18 protein-coding genes are annotated in these 19,485 nt (G+C 46.4%); 13 read left to right on the top strand and 5 right to left on the bottom strand.

Annotation, left to right across the window (positions count from 1 at the left end):
- Nucleotides 1-546: 546 nt before the first annotated feature.
- Both AC27N8_RS15880 and AC27N8_RS15875 read right to left on the bottom strand, forming a co-directional pair.
- Nucleotides 547-978: a YopX family protein gene (locus tag AC27N8_RS15880; protein WP_487068364.1), complete on the bottom strand. Its 432-nt coding sequence runs from the start codon at nt 976-978 to the stop codon at nt 547-549.
- Between the two features lie 160 nt (nt 979-1,138).
- A complete protein-coding gene (locus tag AC27N8_RS15875; protein WP_487068363.1) occupies nt 1,139-2,020 on the bottom strand; it encodes an ROK family protein in 882 nt (293 codons plus the stop codon).
- A 467-nt stretch (nt 2,021-2,487) separates the two neighbouring features.
- Here AC27N8_RS15875 and AC27N8_RS15870 point away from each other — a divergent pair, with 467 nt between their 5' ends.
- The 8 genes from AC27N8_RS15870 (at nt 2,488) to AC27N8_RS15835 (ending at nt 9,293) form a co-directional block, all read left to right on the top strand.
- Entirely contained in the window at nt 2,488-2,964 is a 477-nt protein-coding gene (locus AC27N8_RS15870) for a tetratricopeptide repeat protein (RefSeq protein ID WP_487068362.1), read from the top strand.
- A gap of 362 nt (nt 2,965-3,326) precedes the next feature.
- Nucleotides 3,327-4,187 carry a class II fructose-bisphosphate aldolase gene (locus AC27N8_RS15865; RefSeq protein WP_487068361.1) on the top strand — a complete coding sequence of 287 codons (861 nt, stop codon included), beginning with the start codon at nt 3,327-3,329 and terminating at the stop codon, nt 4,185-4,187.
- On the top strand, nt 4,181-4,951 hold the full coding sequence (locus AC27N8_RS15860; RefSeq protein WP_487068360.1) for an HAD-IA family hydrolase: 771 nt from the start codon (nt 4,181-4,183) through the stop codon (nt 4,949-4,951). Before AC27N8_RS15865 ends, AC27N8_RS15860 begins: the two co-directional genes overlap by 7 nt.
- Before the next feature lie 51 nt (nt 4,952-5,002).
- Complete coding sequence (gene dhaL, locus AC27N8_RS15855) at nt 5,003-5,644, top strand: dihydroxyacetone kinase subunit DhaL (protein WP_487068359.1); 642 nt, start codon at nt 5,003-5,005, stop codon at nt 5,642-5,644.
- 74 nt (nt 5,645-5,718) lie between these two features.
- Entirely contained in the window at nt 5,719-6,714 is a 996-nt protein-coding gene (gene dhaK / locus AC27N8_RS15850; protein ID WP_487068358.1) for a dihydroxyacetone kinase subunit DhaK, read from the top strand.
- 183 nt (nt 6,715-6,897) lie between these two features.
- A complete protein-coding gene (locus AC27N8_RS15845; RefSeq protein ID WP_487068357.1) occupies nt 6,898-8,025 on the top strand; it encodes a GIY-YIG nuclease family protein in 1,128 nt (375 codons plus the stop codon).
- Between the two features lie 122 nt (nt 8,026-8,147).
- Nucleotides 8,148-8,273: a hypothetical protein gene (locus AC27N8_RS15840; RefSeq protein ID WP_487068356.1), complete on the top strand. Its 126-nt coding sequence runs from the start codon at nt 8,148-8,150 to the stop codon at nt 8,271-8,273.
- 90 nt (nt 8,274-8,363) lie between these two features.
- Nucleotides 8,364-9,293, top strand: coding sequence for a hypothetical protein (locus tag AC27N8_RS15835; RefSeq protein WP_487068355.1), 930 nt, complete (start codon nt 8,364-8,366; stop codon nt 9,291-9,293).
- 212 nt (nt 9,294-9,505) lie between these two features.
- Here AC27N8_RS15835 and AC27N8_RS15830 read toward each other — a convergent pair whose 3' ends face one another.
- The 3 genes from AC27N8_RS15830 to AC27N8_RS15820 all read right to left on the bottom strand — a co-directional run bounded on the left by AC27N8_RS15830 (nt 9,506) and on the right by AC27N8_RS15820 (nt 13,691).
- On the bottom strand, nt 9,506-12,148 hold the full coding sequence (locus AC27N8_RS15830; protein WP_487068354.1) for a CheR family methyltransferase: 2,643 nt from the start codon (nt 12,146-12,148) through the stop codon (nt 9,506-9,508).
- A gap of 419 nt (nt 12,149-12,567) precedes the next feature.
- Nucleotides 12,568-13,095: a hypothetical protein gene (locus tag AC27N8_RS15825; protein ID WP_487068353.1), complete on the bottom strand. Its 528-nt coding sequence runs from the start codon at nt 13,093-13,095 to the stop codon at nt 12,568-12,570.
- A 26-nt stretch (nt 13,096-13,121) separates the two neighbouring features.
- Nucleotides 13,122-13,691 carry a hypothetical protein gene (locus AC27N8_RS15820; RefSeq protein WP_487068352.1) on the bottom strand — a complete coding sequence of 190 codons (570 nt, stop codon included), beginning with the start codon at nt 13,689-13,691 and terminating at the stop codon, nt 13,122-13,124.
- A gap of 287 nt (nt 13,692-13,978) precedes the next feature.
- On the opposite strand from AC27N8_RS15820, the gene AC27N8_RS15815 reads away from it, so the two are divergent.
- The 5 genes from AC27N8_RS15815 (at nt 13,979) to AC27N8_RS15795 (ending at nt 19,475) form a co-directional block, all read left to right on the top strand.
- Nucleotides 13,979-14,542: an RNA polymerase sigma factor gene (locus AC27N8_RS15815; protein WP_487068351.1), complete on the top strand. Its 564-nt coding sequence runs from the start codon at nt 13,979-13,981 to the stop codon at nt 14,540-14,542.
- Complete coding sequence (locus AC27N8_RS15810; protein WP_487068350.1) at nt 14,539-16,002, top strand: WD40 repeat domain-containing protein; 1,464 nt, start codon at nt 14,539-14,541, stop codon at nt 16,000-16,002. The genes AC27N8_RS15815 and AC27N8_RS15810 overlap by 4 nt, the downstream gene beginning before the upstream one ends.
- Nucleotides 16,003-16,319: 317 nt before the next feature.
- Entirely contained in the window at nt 16,320-17,222 is a 903-nt protein-coding gene (locus AC27N8_RS15805; protein ID WP_487068349.1) for a CDP-alcohol phosphatidyltransferase family protein, read from the top strand.
- A 139-nt stretch (nt 17,223-17,361) separates the two neighbouring features.
- On the top strand, nt 17,362-18,816 hold the full coding sequence (locus tag AC27N8_RS15800) for a dihydrolipoyl dehydrogenase family protein (RefSeq protein WP_487068348.1): 1,455 nt from the start codon (nt 17,362-17,364) through the stop codon (nt 18,814-18,816).
- A complete protein-coding gene (locus AC27N8_RS15795) occupies nt 18,816-19,475 on the top strand; it encodes a class I SAM-dependent methyltransferase (RefSeq protein ID WP_487068347.1) in 660 nt (219 codons plus the stop codon). Before AC27N8_RS15800 ends, AC27N8_RS15795 begins: the two co-directional genes overlap by 1 nt.
- Nucleotides 19,476-19,485: the final 10 nt, after the last annotated feature.

Genomic DNA, 19,485 nt, shown 5'->3' with positions numbered 1-19,485 from the left:
CAGGGTTATGCTGTAAAAATAGATCGCGCGAAAGAACTTCCTTCTACCATCTTTTCATCAGGGGTGGTATGAGCACTCTCATATCAATCTGACCCTCTGCCAGGAAATGAAACGAAATTTCATAGGATATGTATGGAATACCCTCATCTGTCTGATTTATGGGGAAGGAAGATCTGAGAACCATGGTCTTCAATCGTTTGCGATGTTCTGTGACCGCCGCATGGGCAAGAAGAAAGCCATGCGCCTGACTGCTTTCGATATTTTTCGAAATCAATATCGGTTCACTATTACGAATATAGCCCATTTCCTGGTTATTGTCAAGAAGTATTCGTTCATATTTGTCTATTTATCAAAAATTCATTTCTCTATACTTACGCTATCCTTGAATAGTTCAACATGGTAACTACATGTCTATCCCACAAATTTTCATGCGGCGAACTATATATCTGCTGTATGTCTGCAACAGGCTTGCCGATATCGCGGCCAGACAAGCCTGCTTTTGTCTTGGTGGAGTGCAAACATAAAGACTCACATGATGCAGATATTTTATTCTTGCGGTATCAGCTCGGGATGCTCGTAGACGTTCCCAATAACTTCGACGTTGAGGAGCTGATATTGGAATCCGCGACCACTTATCAGTGTCTGTATGGTCGTGTCAGACAGGTTGATTGAGAAGCCAGAGGCGAAATGCCATTCCCGATCGGTCGTAATTTCTTGCTCCCAGTCAACGATGGCTGCATCTTTTTGGTCGCCACGTACAATATCGCCTTCACATATCTCCTTGCCGTTGCAATCTAGTACACCAGTGAACTGCATCACCTCCAGTTTAGATACATCGTCCCTACGTACGCGGGAGGTATAATCAAGAGGGGCATAAACAGATAGAGAAATAATTTCCTCATTATTGAATTCTATAGATTTTACAGGATACATTTTCTTTTCTGCTTTATGCCATGCCCGAAATCTAAATGATCTCATATCCATTTTCTTTCTAAGGTCTCTCAGTCGTTCTTAACTAGTATTGTGCTATTTATTAATTAATCAAGCCTCAATCTAAAAAGTATACCAGAGTGAGAGATGCCTGTACATCAGAATAAGAAAAAGAGTCAATAAGGAAAATTATCTCTATACGTACTCTTTAATGAATAATCATCTCTTCAGGGATCTCCAGGAGTGTAGCAGCTCCTACAATAGGGGCATTCTCGCCCAGAAGAGCAGGACGTAAATGTAATGAAGATCCTACGAGCAGTTGATCTATCTTTCGTTGCAGTAATGGCAGGAGAAACGTTTGATTGAGTACGATTGCGCCGCTGACTGCCATGATCTCTACCTTTGCCAACTGGGTCAGGTTGAGTAGTCCAATTGCCAGTTTCTCCGTGAAGGTTTCCCAGAATAGCGTACTGGTCTCCTGCTCCAGCGCATAACCAAGCCGCAAAGACAGTTGCCTGCCCCCCGTGAATGTCTCCAGGCATCCGACCTGACCACAGAGACAGAGGCGCGTATTCCCATCAAGAATCTGATGTCCAATATCGGTTGAAATAGTGAATGAATGCTCTCCCTTGCACAATTGAAAAGCTGCTCCTGTGCCTGTAGAAAGAGTTAAGTAGGCACATCGCTCGCTCCCATGCAGAGTGCCAAACTTCTTTTCTCCCAGTAGTCCGCAGACAGTGTCGTGTGCCAGGCGTACCGGATAGCCTACTTGCTGTTCAAGGTCAAGTGCAAATGGTTGGCGAATATACTCTGGCATATTGGGCGCGAAAATCACCGAACGGCCATCCTGTGCTATCCGTCCCCCAATTGAAATGCCGATCCCCTCTATTGCTTTACCCTGTATTTGCTTGATTGCTGCTACCAGTAATTGTAGTTGTTGCTGATAGCTCTGATTAGTAGGGAAGCGGTTAATTAACATAAAATCTGGCTGGTCATGTGATTGAAAGATGCCGACACGTGTATGGGTTCCGCCAATATCAATACCGATCGCTATCTGAGCATGCCTCTGCGGTACATGCTGATCTGACATAAGATGATCCTTTCTTCATGCCAATGCTGTTGCAAGCCAATCAGGCAGAGCTTTCACCGCGTTGGCTAATGGTGGACTGGATGCTCAATAGGTGGCTAGATCAAATGTAGTCAATTTATTGGCGCGCTGTCAATGTGTCTCAGCATTGAATATTATCAATATTTTATATTGCTCAGAAACAACTATAGATGGTGCTCTATTAGTTTGTTTTAAATAACATAATGGTAATATTTGTATGTATGGATTTATAGATAATTTAATAGTTTTTGGTATTTTTTTACCGCATATTTGTAAAAGAAAAGAAAAGGGCTTTAGTTGTATATCAGATAGGAGGAAATAGATGGAAATACTCAAGTTAGTGTGCCTGGACTGGCTCTCTCGGGAACGCAGTAAGTATCTTTGGGAGGATATGTGCTCTTCTTATCCATGGGATGAGATTATGGGGCGTATGTATCTTCTCAAAGCTCATGAAACTCTTGAAACGACTCATTCTTATAACGAAAGCGCTCTCGGATTTTGAGCAGGCCCTTGCGTTACTTTCTAAGAGAGATTTCAGAAACGAATATTATTATCACGCTCTGGCGGACAAAGCACTTATTCAAAGTTTCTTGGGAGAGTATCAAGCGGCGCTTTCTACCATTGATCAAGCACTCGTGCTGGCGAAGCCAGATGACCGTGCTTGGATGATAAATAATCGATGTGCAATCCTTGTGCTAGCTGGAGCTTTCTCAGATGCGCTCTCTTTGCTTCGAGAGAGGTTGCAACAATCTCCAGATGACAGTGAGCTGCGTTTCACCATGGCAACCTGTTTGCTCCATTTGGAACGCTATAGTGATGCAGTTGTTGAGTATGAGCGAGTGCTTGCTGATGAGCCTCATTTGTACGGAGATAGAGGATTGGAAGCTGCTCGTTGTGGTCAACAGCCTGATTGGGCTAGCCTGTAATAGAGAGCAGAATTGAAAGTAAATTTCTACCTCTGATGAGTAAAATGACTCCTTTTGGGTAAGAGAGTGTGATGTATCTCCAAACTGTCTGCGAGGTGGTGGGCTCCAATTGGAACCCACCACTGCTATGAAAGAAGGCTTGACAGCATGCAACCTGATAACTATACTTTCATTGGGTCGAATGTTTTAGGTTTAGTACTGTGTCATTCTTTGAATGAAAATAGTTTTCTCCTCTCATCTAAACCGGCAAGGAAGACCTACCCCCTCCTGAACGTGGTTTAGATAGAGACACTCCATTGAATGTTCTGTGCGATGAATGAAGCTAGTCATTACTCAACGATTGAGTAGTCAGGGAGTGTGTAATGCCAGTTGTGACCATGCAAGCCATACTTGATCGCGCTTTCAAGGAGCGTTATGGTGTGCCTGCCTTCAATGTCTTTAATGACCTCTCTCTGGAGGCGGTGCTAGCGGCAGCGGTCGCAGCGCGATCGCCTGTGATTATTCAAACCTCTGTGAAGACCGTGAAATCGGTTGGCCTTGATCTTCTTTTTGCTATGTGGACCGAGTTGACTCGTGATATTGCAGTACCTGTTTCGCTCCATCTGGATCACTGTCCTGAGCGCGCAGTGATTAGCGCATGTCTGGCGAAAGGGTGGAACTCTGTCTTATTCGATGCCTCAGCACTCCCGGTTGCGGAAAATAAACGTCAAACAATAGAAGTTGTAGCCGAGGCTCGACGCTATGGGGCTGGTGTCGAGGGTGAAATAGAGGGCATTAAGGGTATCGAAGACGGCCATGGTTCCGATGAGGAATCCACACGCCAGTCACTTGAAGTCGCCCTGGATTTCATTCGAGCCACGAGGGTGGACTGTTTCGCACCAGCAATCGGTAATGCTCATGGAATGTATAAATCCGCACCAAAGTTAGATGGGCAACGGGTCTCCGATATTGTTGCTGCTTTCCCGGTTCCAATTGCCTTGCATGGCGGTACCGGCTTGACGGACGATCAATTCAAAGATCTGATTGCACGTGGGTGTGCTAAAGTTAATATCTCTACAGCCGTTAAAATGACGTTTATGAAATCGACTCTGTCATTTTTGCGCGATGCTGAGGCCAGGGATAAGTGGGATCCACCATCGCTTTTTTCCTCTGTTCGCGAGGAAATTAAGGAGATGGCTCAGAAGCATATGAGGACTTTTGGATCTGAGGGCAAAGCATGGTGAAAGCGCTGATTTTTGACTGCGATGGTGTCCTTGCTGATACTGAGCGCTTTGGTCATCTTCCAGCATTCAACCAGACATTTGAGCAGTTCGATTTACCTGTACACTGGTCAGATGAAGAGTATGCTATCAAGCTTAAAATCGGAGGCGGCAAGGAACGCATGGCCAGTCTGCTTACCGAAGAGTTTGTCCAGCAAGCTCATCTGCCAACCGATGGTGCCTCTCAGCAGCAGATGCTGGCCGCATGGCATAAACAGAAGACGGCCTTCTTTAAAGAGAGAGTAAATGCGGGGAAGCTGCCTGGACGTCCGGGTATTGCTCGTATCGTGCATGAAGCTATCGCGAACCACTGGAAACTTGCAGTTGCCTCTACCTCGGCTGAAGAGTCGGTACGTGCAATTTTGGAACACGTTGTCGGCCCTGAGCAGGCAGCGCATTTCGAGGTGCTTGCCGGGGACATCGTTCCCAAAAAGAAACCCGCCCCAGACATCTACCTGCTGGCTTTGGAACGTCTGGATATCAGTCCGGCTGATGCCATCGTTGTCGAAGATTCGCGTAATGGACTGCTAGCGGCGGTCGCAGCCGGGTTGCATTGTGTGATAACGCTGAGCAGTTATACCGTGGACGAAGATATGCAAGAGGCGATTCTCGTCGTTCCTCATCTCGGTGATCCTGATAATCCTACGTGTGTGCTTGCCAATCGAGGGCACGCTACTCCTGGTACCTACATTACGTTGCGGGATCTTGAAGCATGCCTTGAACCTTGAGCCTGGATGTGAGGTCTACTGATCCACTAGAGATCCACGAAAGGAAGTTGAATGGAACAGTCAAGTTTAGAAACCGTCAAGATTGTAGTGCGGACCATCGCACAAACTGCTGTGGACAACGAGACGTACTTTGGGGATCTTGATGCCGTCGTTGGTGATGGTGATTTTGGCTACTCACTGGCTCGCGGTTTCGAGAAAGTACTCCTCGACTGGGACACGATTGACGATACTACTATCAGTACATTTTTGAAGAAAGTGGCAACAACTATTACCAGTCGTATCGGTGGCACATCGGGACCTATCTGGGGAACCGGCTTCTTGCGAGCTGCTGTTGTCGTTGGAGATAAACAGGAACTCACAAGTGTTGATACAGTTGCCATGCTGCGAGCAGCCATTGAGGGTATTAAGAAGCGTGGACAAGCCGAGCTTGGAGATAAGACGCTGCTTGATGCGCTTGTGCCTGCCGTTGATCAGCTAGAGCAGGCTTTTAGCGCTTCTACCAGTGTGCCGGTAGCACTTGAACAGGCGGCTCAGGTTGCCCGAACACAGGCTGAAGCGACGAGAGACCTCCTGGCGAAACGTGGGCGGGCGGCCTATTCAGGGGAGCGTAGTAAAGGGACGCTTGACGCTGGCGCTATGGCAGTGGCGGTAATGTTTGAGCAGGTAAGTCAGATCTGGCCGCATCAGGGATGACCTTTATGGACAATGACGTGTATTGATCAATGTATCTTCTGACAGCGAAGTTAGTGAAGTAAAGGAAAAAGATCATGAAAAAGTTCGTCAATGACCCGAAACAATATGTACCTGAGATGCTGAAAGGAATTGCACTGGCAAATCCAACGACACTGAAGTATATTCCCGATTATAATCTGATTATGCGTACTGATGCTCCCAGCGACAAAAAGGTTTCAATCATCCAGGGATCAGGATCAGGCCATGAGCCGGCTCATGTGATGGTGGTTGGTCGGGGCATGTTGGATGCGGCCTGCCCGGGAGACGTGTTCGCAGCACCACCGATGGATTATGTGCTTGAAACTACAAAGTTGCTGGCCTCACCAATGGGTGTGTTGCATCTCGTCAATAACTACACCGGTGACCGTATGGCTTTTGAGATGGGCAGAGAGATGGCTGAAGCTGAGGGGATTCGCATTGAAACTGTGATGGTTGATGATGATGTTTCGGTTAAGGATTCGACCTATACCGTAGGTCGGCGTGGCGTTGCCGGAAATTTTTTCGTGATGAAAGCGGTGGGGGCTGCCTCTGAGCAGGGGGCTGATCTTGATCATCTGGTAGCTTTGGGTAAAAAGGTAAACTCTGTCACTCGCTCAATGGGTATGGCTCTTACCTCGTGTACACCACCAGCCAAGGGCTCGCCTCTCTTCTCGCTTGGCGATGATGAGATAGAGATGGGCGTTGGGATTCATGGCGAGCCAGGACGTCGGCGCGAGAAATTGACAAATGCGAATGCAATTATCGATGAGTTACTTGAAGCCGTCGTTTCGGATTTGCCTTATAAGCAAGGTGACCATGTTGCCTTGATGATTAATGGACTTGGGGGCACTCCTATCTCTGAACTATATATCCTCTACGGACGTGCTCATCAGCAACTCGAAGCTCGTGGTATCACTGTACAGCGTAGTTATGTCGGCAATTACTGTACATCTCTTGATATGGCTGGCTGTTCGCTCACTTTAGTCAGGCTGGATGATGAACTTGTTTCGCTGTTTGATGCTCCTGCTGAGGTTGCGGTTCGTATCTTCTAAGTCTTGATCGCTCAAGCATGTGTTTGGGGTGTCTGGTCAGGCACCCTGATACTTTTATCCGCTTGACTTGACGAATACTTCTGGCTCTGTTACATTGGGTTTTGCCGCATAATTAATGAATTATGGGTTTAGGCGGCGTTGTAAGAATAGGTGATGTGGAGCGAAGGGGCAAGTGAGAGTGCGATGGATGTTGATGTAACAAATCAGCAATGGGGTGAAAGATGTTGCTTACAATGTCATAAAGTCAAGTCAATCCAGGCTTTTTCACGATATAAGGGAAAAAGGGCCGATCTACGAGAAATTTGCTGTGAATGTGAGATCTCTATTCAGTCTGAGCGCCATCATCGATTAGCTATTCAGCAAGAGCAGTGGTATCAAGAATCCAGGCAGGAAGATAGAAGGCTACAAGAGTTACGGCGGAAAGTCTCTCTGCGGCAGGAGCATGAGCAACGTCAACAAGCTTGGGAGCAATGGTATCGACAGCAACCAGAGCGTCGTTGTCGTATGTGTCAAGAGATCCTTCCCGCAACTGCTTTTGGGGGAATCAGCTCCTCAGGGCGTTTTGTACTGTACACACGATGTATGAACTGTCATGCTGCCCTGCGTGAGCGTCATCAGTTGGCATGCTGTCTCTGTCAGCGTCAGACACCACGCTACAATTTTCTTGCTCACTATGATGGCTATGCTTTGTGTGGGCATGGGACTTGTATCTCTCTCTGTTGCCGGGAATGTGAGATAGCTTTTTGCGCTCTTTCTGAGAGCCAAAAACGGTTGTGTATTCGAGCCTGTTGCTTGCGGACCTTTCCTGCGGGTCAGGTAATCTATGCAGAAGTTGATCCAGAGACGGATGAAATTCGTTATATTGGACGAACTGGCCAGCCGAAGCGTCGACATAAGCAGCATTTAGAGGATGCCTCATCGCACATAAGAGTATGGGGGGCGCAAAGACAGGTGTGGTATACGCGCAGTAATTGGATGCATACCCTTTTAGAAAAAGGGCTCCAGCCATCGATGCGGACACTCCAGAGTATCGAGGTTTCTCCTCTGGTTGTGGAATGGGAGTTGCGCTATATCTGGCATGGCATCCAGCAAGGATGGAAACTCCTCAATGTTGAAACGATGGATGAAAAATTGATTGCTCGTGTCACGTCATCATCTTTAAACTTTCTTGAGGCTCCCTTTGAGTTTCTTGTCCAGCAGCACTTTTTCTCATCGTCCGGACTTGCGGCTTTTCTTCATCAATGGCACCGACCAGAATATTTTTCGGATTGTTGTGTCTCATCTTCTTTGCCATTTTGTTCCTACTGCTAACCCTGTGCTTGCTTCGAACCAGTCTGGTGAGCAATCAAATGGGCATTGCCAATTTGATTGTGCTAACATGGTATATATATTATCCTGGTATTTAAGTTACTACATGGAGGATGTATTTAATAATGAGCGAATATCAACGCTATGAATTTATGACTGTTGATCGGCCTTTGACGAAAGAACAAATCGCAGACGTTGAAGATTTGTCCAGTCATATAGAAGTCACTCCCACACGTGCCTTCATCGAATAAAACTATGGTGACTTCAAACATGATCCTATCAGGGTACTTCAAAAATACTTTGATGGCTTCCTCTATTGGGCTAACTGGGGATCACCAAGATTGGCATTCCGCTTTCCACATAATAGCTTACCAGCTAATTTGCTCGATGGCTATGACCTGGATGAATTAGTTACCTTCACTCGACATAGTCAATATGACATTCTGGATATTTCTTTTGGAGAGATGGAAGGTCCTGACGAATGGGCATCCGATGAACTGGGATCGCTGATTGGCATTCGTGATGAGTTGCTGGAAGGTGATTTGCGCGCTCTGTATATTGTATGGTTGGCTGCCCGAGACATGATAGGGGATTATGAGGAAGAGGAGGAGGAGGAAGAGGTAGAGGTAGAAATCGCCCCCGAGGTTCCTCCAGCTTTTGGCTCACTGACGGAGGCTCAGCAAGCGTTAGCGGTATTATTGCATGTACCGGAAGAAATGCTCGGTGCGGCGGCTCAACATAGTAGCGCGGCAACCCCATCAATTGCTGATGATTTTGCCGCATGGGTTAAATTGTTGCCAGAGAAGAGTCGCGATAGTTACCTGGTGCGCCTGGCACACAATGAACCAGGCCTGAGTCGTATGCTGATAAAGGAGTTGCGTATATTAGGGAGGGGGGAGCCAGCCACAGCGCCGTTACCAGGTGAGCGTGTTCCCTATGAAGTACTGCTTGCCGAAAGTGAAGCTGTGAAAGTCAGGCAAGAGCGCGAAAAATATGAACAGGAGCAACAAACTCGTCTGCGTCGCCTCCAGGAGATCCACGATCACTTGGATGATTATTGGCTTCAGGTTGAGCGAGCAGTTATGCGTAGTACAGGCTCAGGCTATGATGAGGCAGAACGATTGCTGATCGGGCTTCGTGAAGTTGCCAATCAATTTAACGAGTTTCAGGAGTTTCAGTTGCGTTTTCGTAACTGGATGCAACCTCATTTGCGTCGCCCAGCATTGATCAAGCGCTTACGGGGGGCCAATTTCCAACTACCCGATATGTAAAGGACGTGCCAGAAAGATAGAAGCCAGTGGTGTGAAGCAGAAGACGCACTCATTTTTGATGGGTGTTATGGTTGTACATGCTTGGACATACCCAACATGTGGATTTATCGTGTTGCATGGCGTCATTCGTTCGAAGCAGATCCTATACACTTGGATTTGTATAGGGCCTGCTTGTGAGCAAGTATAAGTGGTATAAAAGAGGCCTGTCATGCTTACCGTTTGGTTTCATCGATGGCATAAATGATTACGCCATCAACTTTACCTGCAGCATCATGTGATGGAACCAGGGTATACATAAAGTTGTGCTGGTTTGCTTCTGTCGATGTATCTTTTGGTTGCGTTGAGAGCTGGGTTGATGCGTGTGAAAAAGTTTTTCTTATTCCCATGAGATAGACTTCTTTTGTCAGAGAAAGTATTTGTGTGGATATGTGCTCATCCCAGAAAACATCCATGACCTCTTCCAATGGATGACCCTGTACCGGGCGACTTTCTAGATGCTGGGCATTGTAAGGATTGTAGGCATCAATAACGAGATTTTTTCCTCGTAGAACAAGAATGGAAAATGGTGCGAATTCAACGATTTCAGAAAGACGTACACGTTCACTTTCGGCGTTGGTCATAAACTCTTGTAGTTCGCTCGTCCGAGCACGAAGTTCATCGTTGGTGGTCTCAAGCTCCTCATTGGTGGCCTGAAGTTCTTCATTATTGGTCTCTAACTCTTCGTTGGTGGCCTGCAACTCTTCGTTGGTCGTTTCAAACTCTTCAATACTGGCCTGGAGTTCTTCATGTGTCAGAACCAGTTCTTCATTGGCTACCTGGAGTTCCTCATTGGCATCAATGAGCTCTTTATTGATATCACTTAAGCGCTTGTTCGTTGCGCTCAACTCATTCATCAGCTGGCTTTGTTCGACTTGTACCGTCTCTAATTGTCGGCGGATGTGCACCTGGTCGGTAACGTCGGTGATACTGATCGCGCCAAAGTCTGGTAGGCCAGCGTCCAACTGCAAAGGAGAGATGGAAAGGGTGATAAAGCGTCCGTTACCTCCAGAGTCAACATCCAGCTCAATCTCGCTAAGAGTCAGAGCGCTCCGCTCGCGAAACATACTATCGATGGCGGTACGCATTTTCTGATAGGGAATGCCGCGAACTGCATGGAGAAAATCTTGTTCGATTGTCACTTCACGCAGACCAAGGAGACGACGGGCAGGTCCGTTTACTGTCAGGATGTGATAGTTATGATTAATGATCACGATGCCAACGGGAAGGAAGCGGAGTAGCAGTTCATTGAAACGTTGAAGCTGTCCTGATTCAAGTGTGCTTATACTGTTTGCTTGATCGTTGGTCTGCTTGCCTATATTTTTGCCATCACGATTCATGGTGGATCCTTCTAAACCAGGAGTATTTATTTCTTTGTGAGATTGGCGGCGAACTGAAGGTAGTGCGTTGCCAATACAGCGATACACCTTCCAATGTTTGTTGGTCAGTTCGTAAAATGACTGGGTCGGATGGACCGTTTCGGCCTTTCCTAAAAAGAGATAGCCACCCGGGTTCAGTGAAAAAGTGAATTGGTTGAGGACATAATCTTGTAATTCAGGCGTAAAATAGATCAGGATATTGCGGCAGATGACCATATCAATACGTGGGAATGGAGCACTCCTACTCAGATCCTGTTTACCAAAGATAACCATCTGGCGTAGTGTTTTAGAAATACGGTGCCCTTGATCGACATGCTCAAAAAAGTGCTCACGATAAACATCTGGCATGCTTTTGAGTATATTGTCGGAATAGATGCCTCTGCGTGCGAAATTGATAGCAGCCTCATCAAGGTCAGTCGCAAAGATCTTGATGCTCCACTTAGATAGTTCCTCTTCGAGTAAGCTTGTGAGCAATATCGCGAGTGAATATGGCTCCTCACCCGTTGAGCAGCCAGCCGCCCAAAAGCGTAACACATGGTCACTCTCACGAGCACGTTCTATCATCTTTGGGAGTATCTCTGTTTTGATATAGTCGAAGGCTTCAGCGTCGCGAAAAAATTCCGTCACATTAATCAGAAAAGCTTTGACTAACTCTCCAATTTCTTCTGGAACCTTTGCAAGATAATCCGCATAATCACTCATCGTATGACAATGTATCACGCTCATACGACGTCCAATGCGCCGCAGGATCGTCGACTTTTTATAGGGGCGAAAATCGATATTGGCTTGTCTACTCACCTGTAGGAGAATCTCTTTGAGAATGTCTCCAGTACTCTCATCATTTGGCAAAAGATTTCCTCCAGTCAGCAAATCGTAGAGCAATGGCCCGATACGTTCAAGAGGAACTGCATAATCAACAGCTGTCGGAGGGAGAGACATCGGCATAGAAGGATGGCGTGCTGTGTGGGGATCTTGAATGATCACCGTTCCCCCGCTATTTTTGACATCGATAGCTCCCACAGTTCCGTCATTACCTGAGCCGGTCAAAATGACAGCGATAAGATGTTCACCATAGCAGTCTGCGGCTGTAGAGAGCAAGGTGTCTACAGAAGGTCTTGGGTGACGGGCATTGTTATCATGAATCTCGACATTATGATCACGAATACTGACATTGTAGTTAGAGGGAATGACATAGATTGATCCTGCCTTGAGCTTTTCATTTGAGGTGACAAGTACAATTGGTAAGCTGGAGCGCCGCTGTAAAATAGTATTAAGTGTACTTGGGCGATTGGGATCAAGGTGTTGCGCCAGCACAATCGGTGCTGGGAAGTTGGCAGGTAGTGTGCTAATTAAGAGTGAAAGTGCCTCGATACCGCCAGCTGATGACCCAATCACGACAAGTTCATGAGGAATGGTCGAAGGCGTTTCAGTTGTGTTCATGAAAGGATACACCTGCTTTCTGGCTTGATGTATATGTGTTGTGCTATTTTTAAGGGATGTTTAAAAATGAGAGCACCTATATTTCTCACTATAAACATTGCTGCTAGACGTGTCAATCTTCATAAGCTCACAGCATTAACTTATTGTTTGCAATGGATTGCAATTATAGAGATGCAGGTAAGTAGGCGTATAGATAACAATTTATTTGGCTGCATGCATATTAAGTGATCTTTGGGAACAGAAGTGCAATTTGAACAGTGGAAGACAATAATTAATAGTACAATATTCTTGAGCACTCTGAGGAATGGAAGGGAATGTTGCATCTGCATGTTATGATTATTCTGCTTTCTTAGTATATCATACATGTCTCCCCTCTATGTTTTTGCGCTCATTGCTGTGAATAGGTATGACGAGTGGCGTTATGTGGAAATTTTCTTGATACTACGAATGTAATAGAGTAATCCTATGAGAAAGAGCACCAAACCTGGAAACCAGAGTGAGAGGATAAATGGAGCAAGAAATCTGGATGCTGCTCTCCCTGTTGGTTGATAAAGTAGGAGACCCACCAGTAGAATTAAGAAGCCTGGGGTTATTGCTCCTTTACCTATATATCCCCGACGTGTGAGAACGGCTATTACGAGTAGAGCAAGACCACTGGCTATAACCGCGAGGCCGCTGTCATAAGGGATGATTGGCTTATAGGCAATAAAAATTACTGCTCCAATCAATGTAAAAATCACACCTGCAATTGTAAGTCGGGCTGGATTAAATAGAGCAGATAAAAGGATTCCCAGTCCAAACAAGAGAAGTCCAATAGGAACTAAGAATGGACTGGGATGAAGTAAAAGTGCTCCAAGCATACAAACGAGGCCAAGGCTAAGAAGAATGTATGCCTGCAATTTATCGCGATTTTTTCCATTGATCTTTGTAACGAATCTATTTAACATGAATTTCTCCATTGAAATTAGAGGCTTTATTTCATACTGGCCAGGGTCTGTAAGATACCACCAACAATCCCCCAGATGGCAATGAACCATACCCATTTGCCACCGTGACGCTGCCGTGCCTCTGCCACTGAAACTGTTTTAAACCAATGTGCTGTCGAGGAGCGACTTAAACGCCAGGCGATCAAGGGTGAGAAAATGATGAGAATGATTTCTGTGACGAGCGGCCAGAAATTCCCCACTTTAAGACTTTGATATAAGTTGACAAGTGCAAAAATCCCGCCGAGTGAGAGCAACGTATTGGCGACGATCTGTATCATACGTGTCCAATTGCGACCTCGACGCACCATCTCGCCAAAAAATAGCAGGAAGCAACCGATAGGCCACGCTACGACGAATAGGAGTATGTTGGTGATGAGTGGATTGAGACCAGACATTTTTGGCATGGATGAATGACCAAAAAATGTGTACACTATGGGCGTTAGTAAAATTTGTACCGCGAGTCCCCAATCAAAAGCGACTGCCATACCAATGCCTTGTGGCGCTGTCTTCTTTTTAGCTGTTGGGCTGTCAGCTTCAGCTTCTGGTGTTTCTTTCACTGTATATTTCCTTTGTGCGTTATCATCTGTCAGTAACTTGGATATTAGCTAGTAACGATGAGTAGAATTTGATGCCAAATGGTCCCTTTCACATTCTATCTCTTTGAGAGGATCAATTGCTATAAATAAGATAGCTTTTATCCTTTCTTGTTTTTTATCCCTGGTCCTATCTCGAAAGCAGCTTGATACGAATCCCAACAATTTCGGTCCTACTTGTGAGTTAGTTACACTTTTTTCTCTTGTAGCGAGATACCTGTTGAGGTCTCAAAAAACTCTAGAGGACGGGAATGCATTACAAAAATGACAATCAGTTGCAATCGTCATCAACTGATGACGATTTTTACGCAGCTATTTACCGGCGCTATGCACCGGCACTCTTTGCCTATGCCTATCAACACACCTCTTCTCGCGAAGATGCGGAAGACATTGTGCTTAATGTGTTTCTATCGGTGTGGCAGAATCAACAATTCCCGACGTTTGCTGCATCAAAGCAAGCGGCCTGGCTTTGGACGATCACACGCAACAAAATGGTAGATCACTATCGCCATACAACTCGACGCCCACAGGTCTCTATTGAGTGGCTTACAGAGCCTCTCTATGCCGATGAAGGGAGCAATCCTGAACAAGTGAGCCTCGTGCACGAAGAGTACGCACAACTTATCTACGCAGTCAGGACACTACCTCAAATCCAACAGGATGTGTTGCGCTTGCGCTTCAGTCACGGGCTCAACAGCGATGAAATTGGCTCGGTACTTGAGAAAAGTGGCACAGCCGTGCGTATGCTCCTATCACGATCTCTGCGAAGGTTGCGCAAACACTACCAGGACCAAGCACAAGGAGGTGAACAATGAAAGACCACAACGATAACTTGCAACCCGAAACCATCGACCAGGTGATTGAAGGTACTGAATTTCCACTGTCTGACATGCAAACAGCCAACTTGCTCCACCAGATGCAAACGATGTCTCTACCAGACGCTAGAGCAAACAAACAATCACTTGATCGCATCTGGAATCGCTTGCATGCGAGCCATGAACACGCTTTCTCTTCGTCGGTTTCATGGGGAATGCCGACAGAATATACATTTCCAGAAAGGGAAAGAATAGAAAAGGAAAGGACAACGATGCAGAAAAAAGACATTTCCAGAGATATCCATATTTCTCCCTCTGCATACATGCCCAAACGCCAATCGCACAGGCGTGCGGTTGGCGTAGTGATAATGACTGCCGCAGCTTTTCTTCTCATTGTTGGTTTCATACTCCTCTCAGGGAGGTTGCAACCAGCTTTTCAGGCACTACGCTCAACGACTGCGGGTTCTGTAGGACAGCCACAAATATCTTCTGCCAAAGTGGATGGCCAGGTCTGCCACATTAGCGATGATCCTGCGACGCGCAACAGCGCCACCTGGCCTCCTACACTTTCCTGGTCCACACAGGGACAGATTGCCTATAGTGCTCAGACAACCTTTAAAGTAGTCTCAGCTCGCGATTGCGCGACAATCTTCTCTCGAACTGTCCAAAACGCCAGTAGCCCTACCTGGTCGCCAGATGGCAAGGCAGTTGCCGTGACAGCGGACAATAGCCTTTACATATTCGATAACAAGGGCAACATCCTTACACACCTATCTTTTGCGCAATTGAATGCGCTACAGGCGCCTGAAGAAGAAGGTATTGGTATTGTAAGCTGGTCTTCTGACAATCACCAACTCTTCTTTGCTTCTACAGATGCCAACTATCGTACAATTATCAGAAGTCTGAATATCTCTCAAAACAACAAAATAACTGATATGACCAAGCTTCCTGCAAAATCTACTTTAGATCAGATCTCATCTGATCTTCAATTCGCCGTCGTGATTAACCCAAATCCTGTCAATCAGGACAAATCTTTAGAGCTCTGGAATATCGCAAAGGGGCAAAAGATCGAGACATTCTCATCCAACCATAAAAGTAATGGTCCAGACGTGTTAGCTATTGATAATACCTCGTTGGTTCGCAATGATGGCGGCACCCTGGTCCAGATCTATCATCTGTCGGATGGCATGCTTGTGCGCTCATTCAACCTTGCTGCTGCGGGTTTTGAACACGCTATCTGGTCGCCAGACGGTCACTTTATCGCTGCGGGCAATCACGGCGTGACCATCTACGATGCCAGTACGGGTAAAGCCGTAACCACAGTAGGTCCGACCAACCCCGAACAGCAGATCCTGAGTATTGCCTGGTCGCCTGATGGCAAAGAAGTGGCTACAATGACAGGCCCATCCAAAGTAACTGATCCCTCCGCAGCTACGTTCAATATCTGGAAGCTGCAATAACATCGCACCACAATGCTTTGTGAGAGCTCTCTGGTGGGTGACCACCGGAGAGCTCTCGTGCTTCCGGTTTGTTCAGTTTCCAAAGTGGGACGAACGATCGTATGCCTTATCACCAGGAGTGGATAAGACCTATTTAGTGTTGGGATGTGCATGTGGCCTTTAGATTGATGTACTACAAATGCTATGGACATCGAAGGGTGTAGTATTGCCATCGAGCTTGTGCGAAAATAGTTGTAGAAGAAAGCGGTCACAAGAGTGATTACATCCCTATTTATCTGTAATTCCTGCGTAGGATATATGCGAGAGGAACGTTTCTCGTGCAACAAGATACTGGTCCGACATTTGTGGTTGATTTGCTAACAACACTCCGTCGACATCGCTTTAGCCTGCGTGCGTGGGGAGAATTCTTCCAGCGTTCCTGGCTGATGTCTTGTCAGACGGCCAATGATCATCCTGAGCTCAAACAATCGTGGAAGCATGTAACATATCTGATAACACTGCTTGCTCTCATTGTGCTGTTATGGAATGGATTGGTCGCTGGATTAGCTGATACGGTACTCCTGTCTCCCTGGTTTGTCTTTTGCATCGTATGGCAACAAAGTGATCTGTTCTGGCATCTTGGACTTAACCGCTCAACTCACAATGACCATCTTCTGCCTCATGTGGGAATAGCCAATACTTTGACCTGGCTGCGTGGATTGGGGGCATCCTATTTACTGGCTCGCTTCTTTGCTGGATTGACGATATCGTCAGAGTTGGCGCTGCTCATTTTCCTGGGAGGGATCATCACAGATATTTTTGATGGGCAGGTCGCCAGGCGTACAGCCACACAGAGCAAGTTAGGCCAGATTGCCGATGCTGAAGCTGATTTTTGTCTCTATCTGGCACTTACGATTATTCTGCTGCATAATGGTGTCTTACCACTCTGGGTTGGATGTGTGATGATATTACGCTTTATCCTTCCGTTGGTAGCGGTCTTACTCAGCTACCTGGTATTTGCTCATCCGATCCGTTTTAGCTCGACTCGGTTCGGTAAATATGCGGGATTGGCTCAGAGTCTCTATTTTATAGTACTGCTTCTTCCTTCTTCGCTGTCTAAATATACTCATATGCTAAATATACCTCTTTTAATAGTTACTATTTGTTTGCTTGTGATGGCGCCAGTTGCTCAAGTCGGGACGAAAGCATGGAAAATTAATCAGCCTTCACAGGTGGGATGACATTGGCTTCAGTATGTGTCATGATATCCTAAAGCAAGCAGTCATATTGACTCAATTGCTGTCTGGCAATTTTTGATGATGATATGTTGGGGAGGCTGGCGTAATAGTTTCCTATTGTGTAAAAAGAAGGACTGACGCGATGACGCAGAGTGACTATGATATTACTATTATTGGTGGTGGGTCAGGGGGATTGACCGCTGCCCGTATTGCGGCCTCGCTGGGGGCAACTACCTTACTTATTGATAAAGAACGTTTGGGCGGAGATTGTTTATACTCGGGCTGTGTTCCCAGTAAGAGTCTGTTGCATATTACGCGTATAGCGCATTCTCTAAACAGCGCCAGCGATCTAGGATACTTTTCTGCTCAGCCGCGTATTGATATGACAAAAGTTGCGGCATCGATTCAGGACGTTATCGGGCATGTTCATGAAGAAGAAGGTATTTATGTCAAAGACGTCACGGTTAAGTTTGGTACAGTTACTTTTACATCTCCAACTACCCTCTTGCTGAATAACGAAACGATTACAAGTCGTAAAATAGTTATTGCGACTGGTTCGCATCCTACAGTACCGGCCATTAAAGGACTACGTGAGATTAACTATCTCACAAATGAGACTATTTTCCAACTGACAACGTTACCCAAATCGCTCATTATTGTTGGTGGTGGTCCCGTCGGTGTAGAATTGGGACAGGCCATGGCCCGCCTGGGCGTCGATGTAACACTGTTACAGGGACCTGCTCGCCTGTTGCCGCAGGAAGATCCAGAGGTATCAGCAATGATTGCTGAAGTATTGCAAGCTGAAGGCATTACCCTTTCTCTGAATACACGTGCGGTCGAGGTCAGTCGTCAGGGAAGTAGTAAATTTCTGCTCGCGACTCAAGATGATCAATCGGTTGTCTTTGAGGCCGACGAGATTTTGATCGCTGGTGGTCGACAGCCTAACGTTGAACATCTCAATCTAGAGGCAGCTGGCGTGCGCTATACGGAGAAAGGGATTCAGGTCAACGAGTATTTGCAAACGGAGGCCGATACTGTCTTTGCGATTGGCGATGTACTTGGCGGATACCTTTTTACACATGTCGCTGCTTCTCAGGCGAGCACTGCGGTTCGCAATGCGTTGCTTCCAATCGGGAAGAAAAAGGTCGATAATCGTGTCATTCCCTGGTGCATCTTCACTGATCCAGAGGTAGCCCGCGTTGGACTGACTCCCGAACAAGCTAAGAAAGAGTATGCTCGTACAAGAGTTGTCGCCGTCCCACTGAAAGCTGTTGATCGCGCTCAGACAGAACATACAAGCACAGGCTTTATTAAATTGGTGCTGGCTGGTAAGAAAGATAAGATTGTCGGAGCTCATCTGGTTGGTCCACACGCAGGGGAATCGCTGGGAGAAATCGCTCTTGCCATGCAACATCACATGACTATTTCGGGCATTCTGGCTACAATTCATCCCTATCCGACATATAGCACAGGTGTTCAGCAGGCAGCATTTGAGGCATATCTCAGCAGCGCAAGCGCACGCACGAATCGGAATGTTGTCCATACTTTGCTGCGTCTGAACAGATGGATCAGTCGGCTATTTCGCAAAGGATCGTGATGACGTATTATACTGGCACCTATGCCGCAGCATATAATCAAAGATGGAAGAGCTTTTCGGCGAAGACATTGGCAAATACCTGCTCTATAATTGATTTTGCACGTCTGCAAGCTGTTAGTCTGTCGCGAGAAGATCCTGTGCGTATTCTGGATGTTGGTTGTGGCACAGGATTGCTTTTACAATCTCTGGCGTCTCGTCTGCCTCGAGCAGAATTATATGGAGTGGATGAAAGTCCAGAGATGCTTGATCAGGCACGGTTGTTATTACAAGATTATCCGAACATTCACTTTTTGCAGGCATCTCTTAATGGTGCAGAGGCTGCTGGATTGCCTTATGATCCAGCCTTTTTTGATCTGATCACTGCTACAAATATTTTCCATTACTTCAATGATCCTGTTGCGGTGTTACGTGGATTGGCCACACTTCTGATCCCACAAGGAATGTTGGTCGTTGAGGATTATGCTCGCCGTACGTTCCCCTTCCCATGGAGGTTGTTTGAGTGGCTTATCAGACGTGTTGATCCAGGACATGTACGAGCTTATACCTTATCTGAGGCGGAAGCCTTGTGCCAACTTGCTGAAGTGCATGCGATGAACTCCAAGCAGTTCTCTATCAACTGGCTCTGGCAAGGCTGGATAGTGCAAGCCAGAGCAGATTAAACCGATCGGT

The organism is Dictyobacter sp. Z7_2 (assembly GCF_057551105.1).
This window is presented reverse-complemented; position numbering and strand designations above follow the sequence as displayed.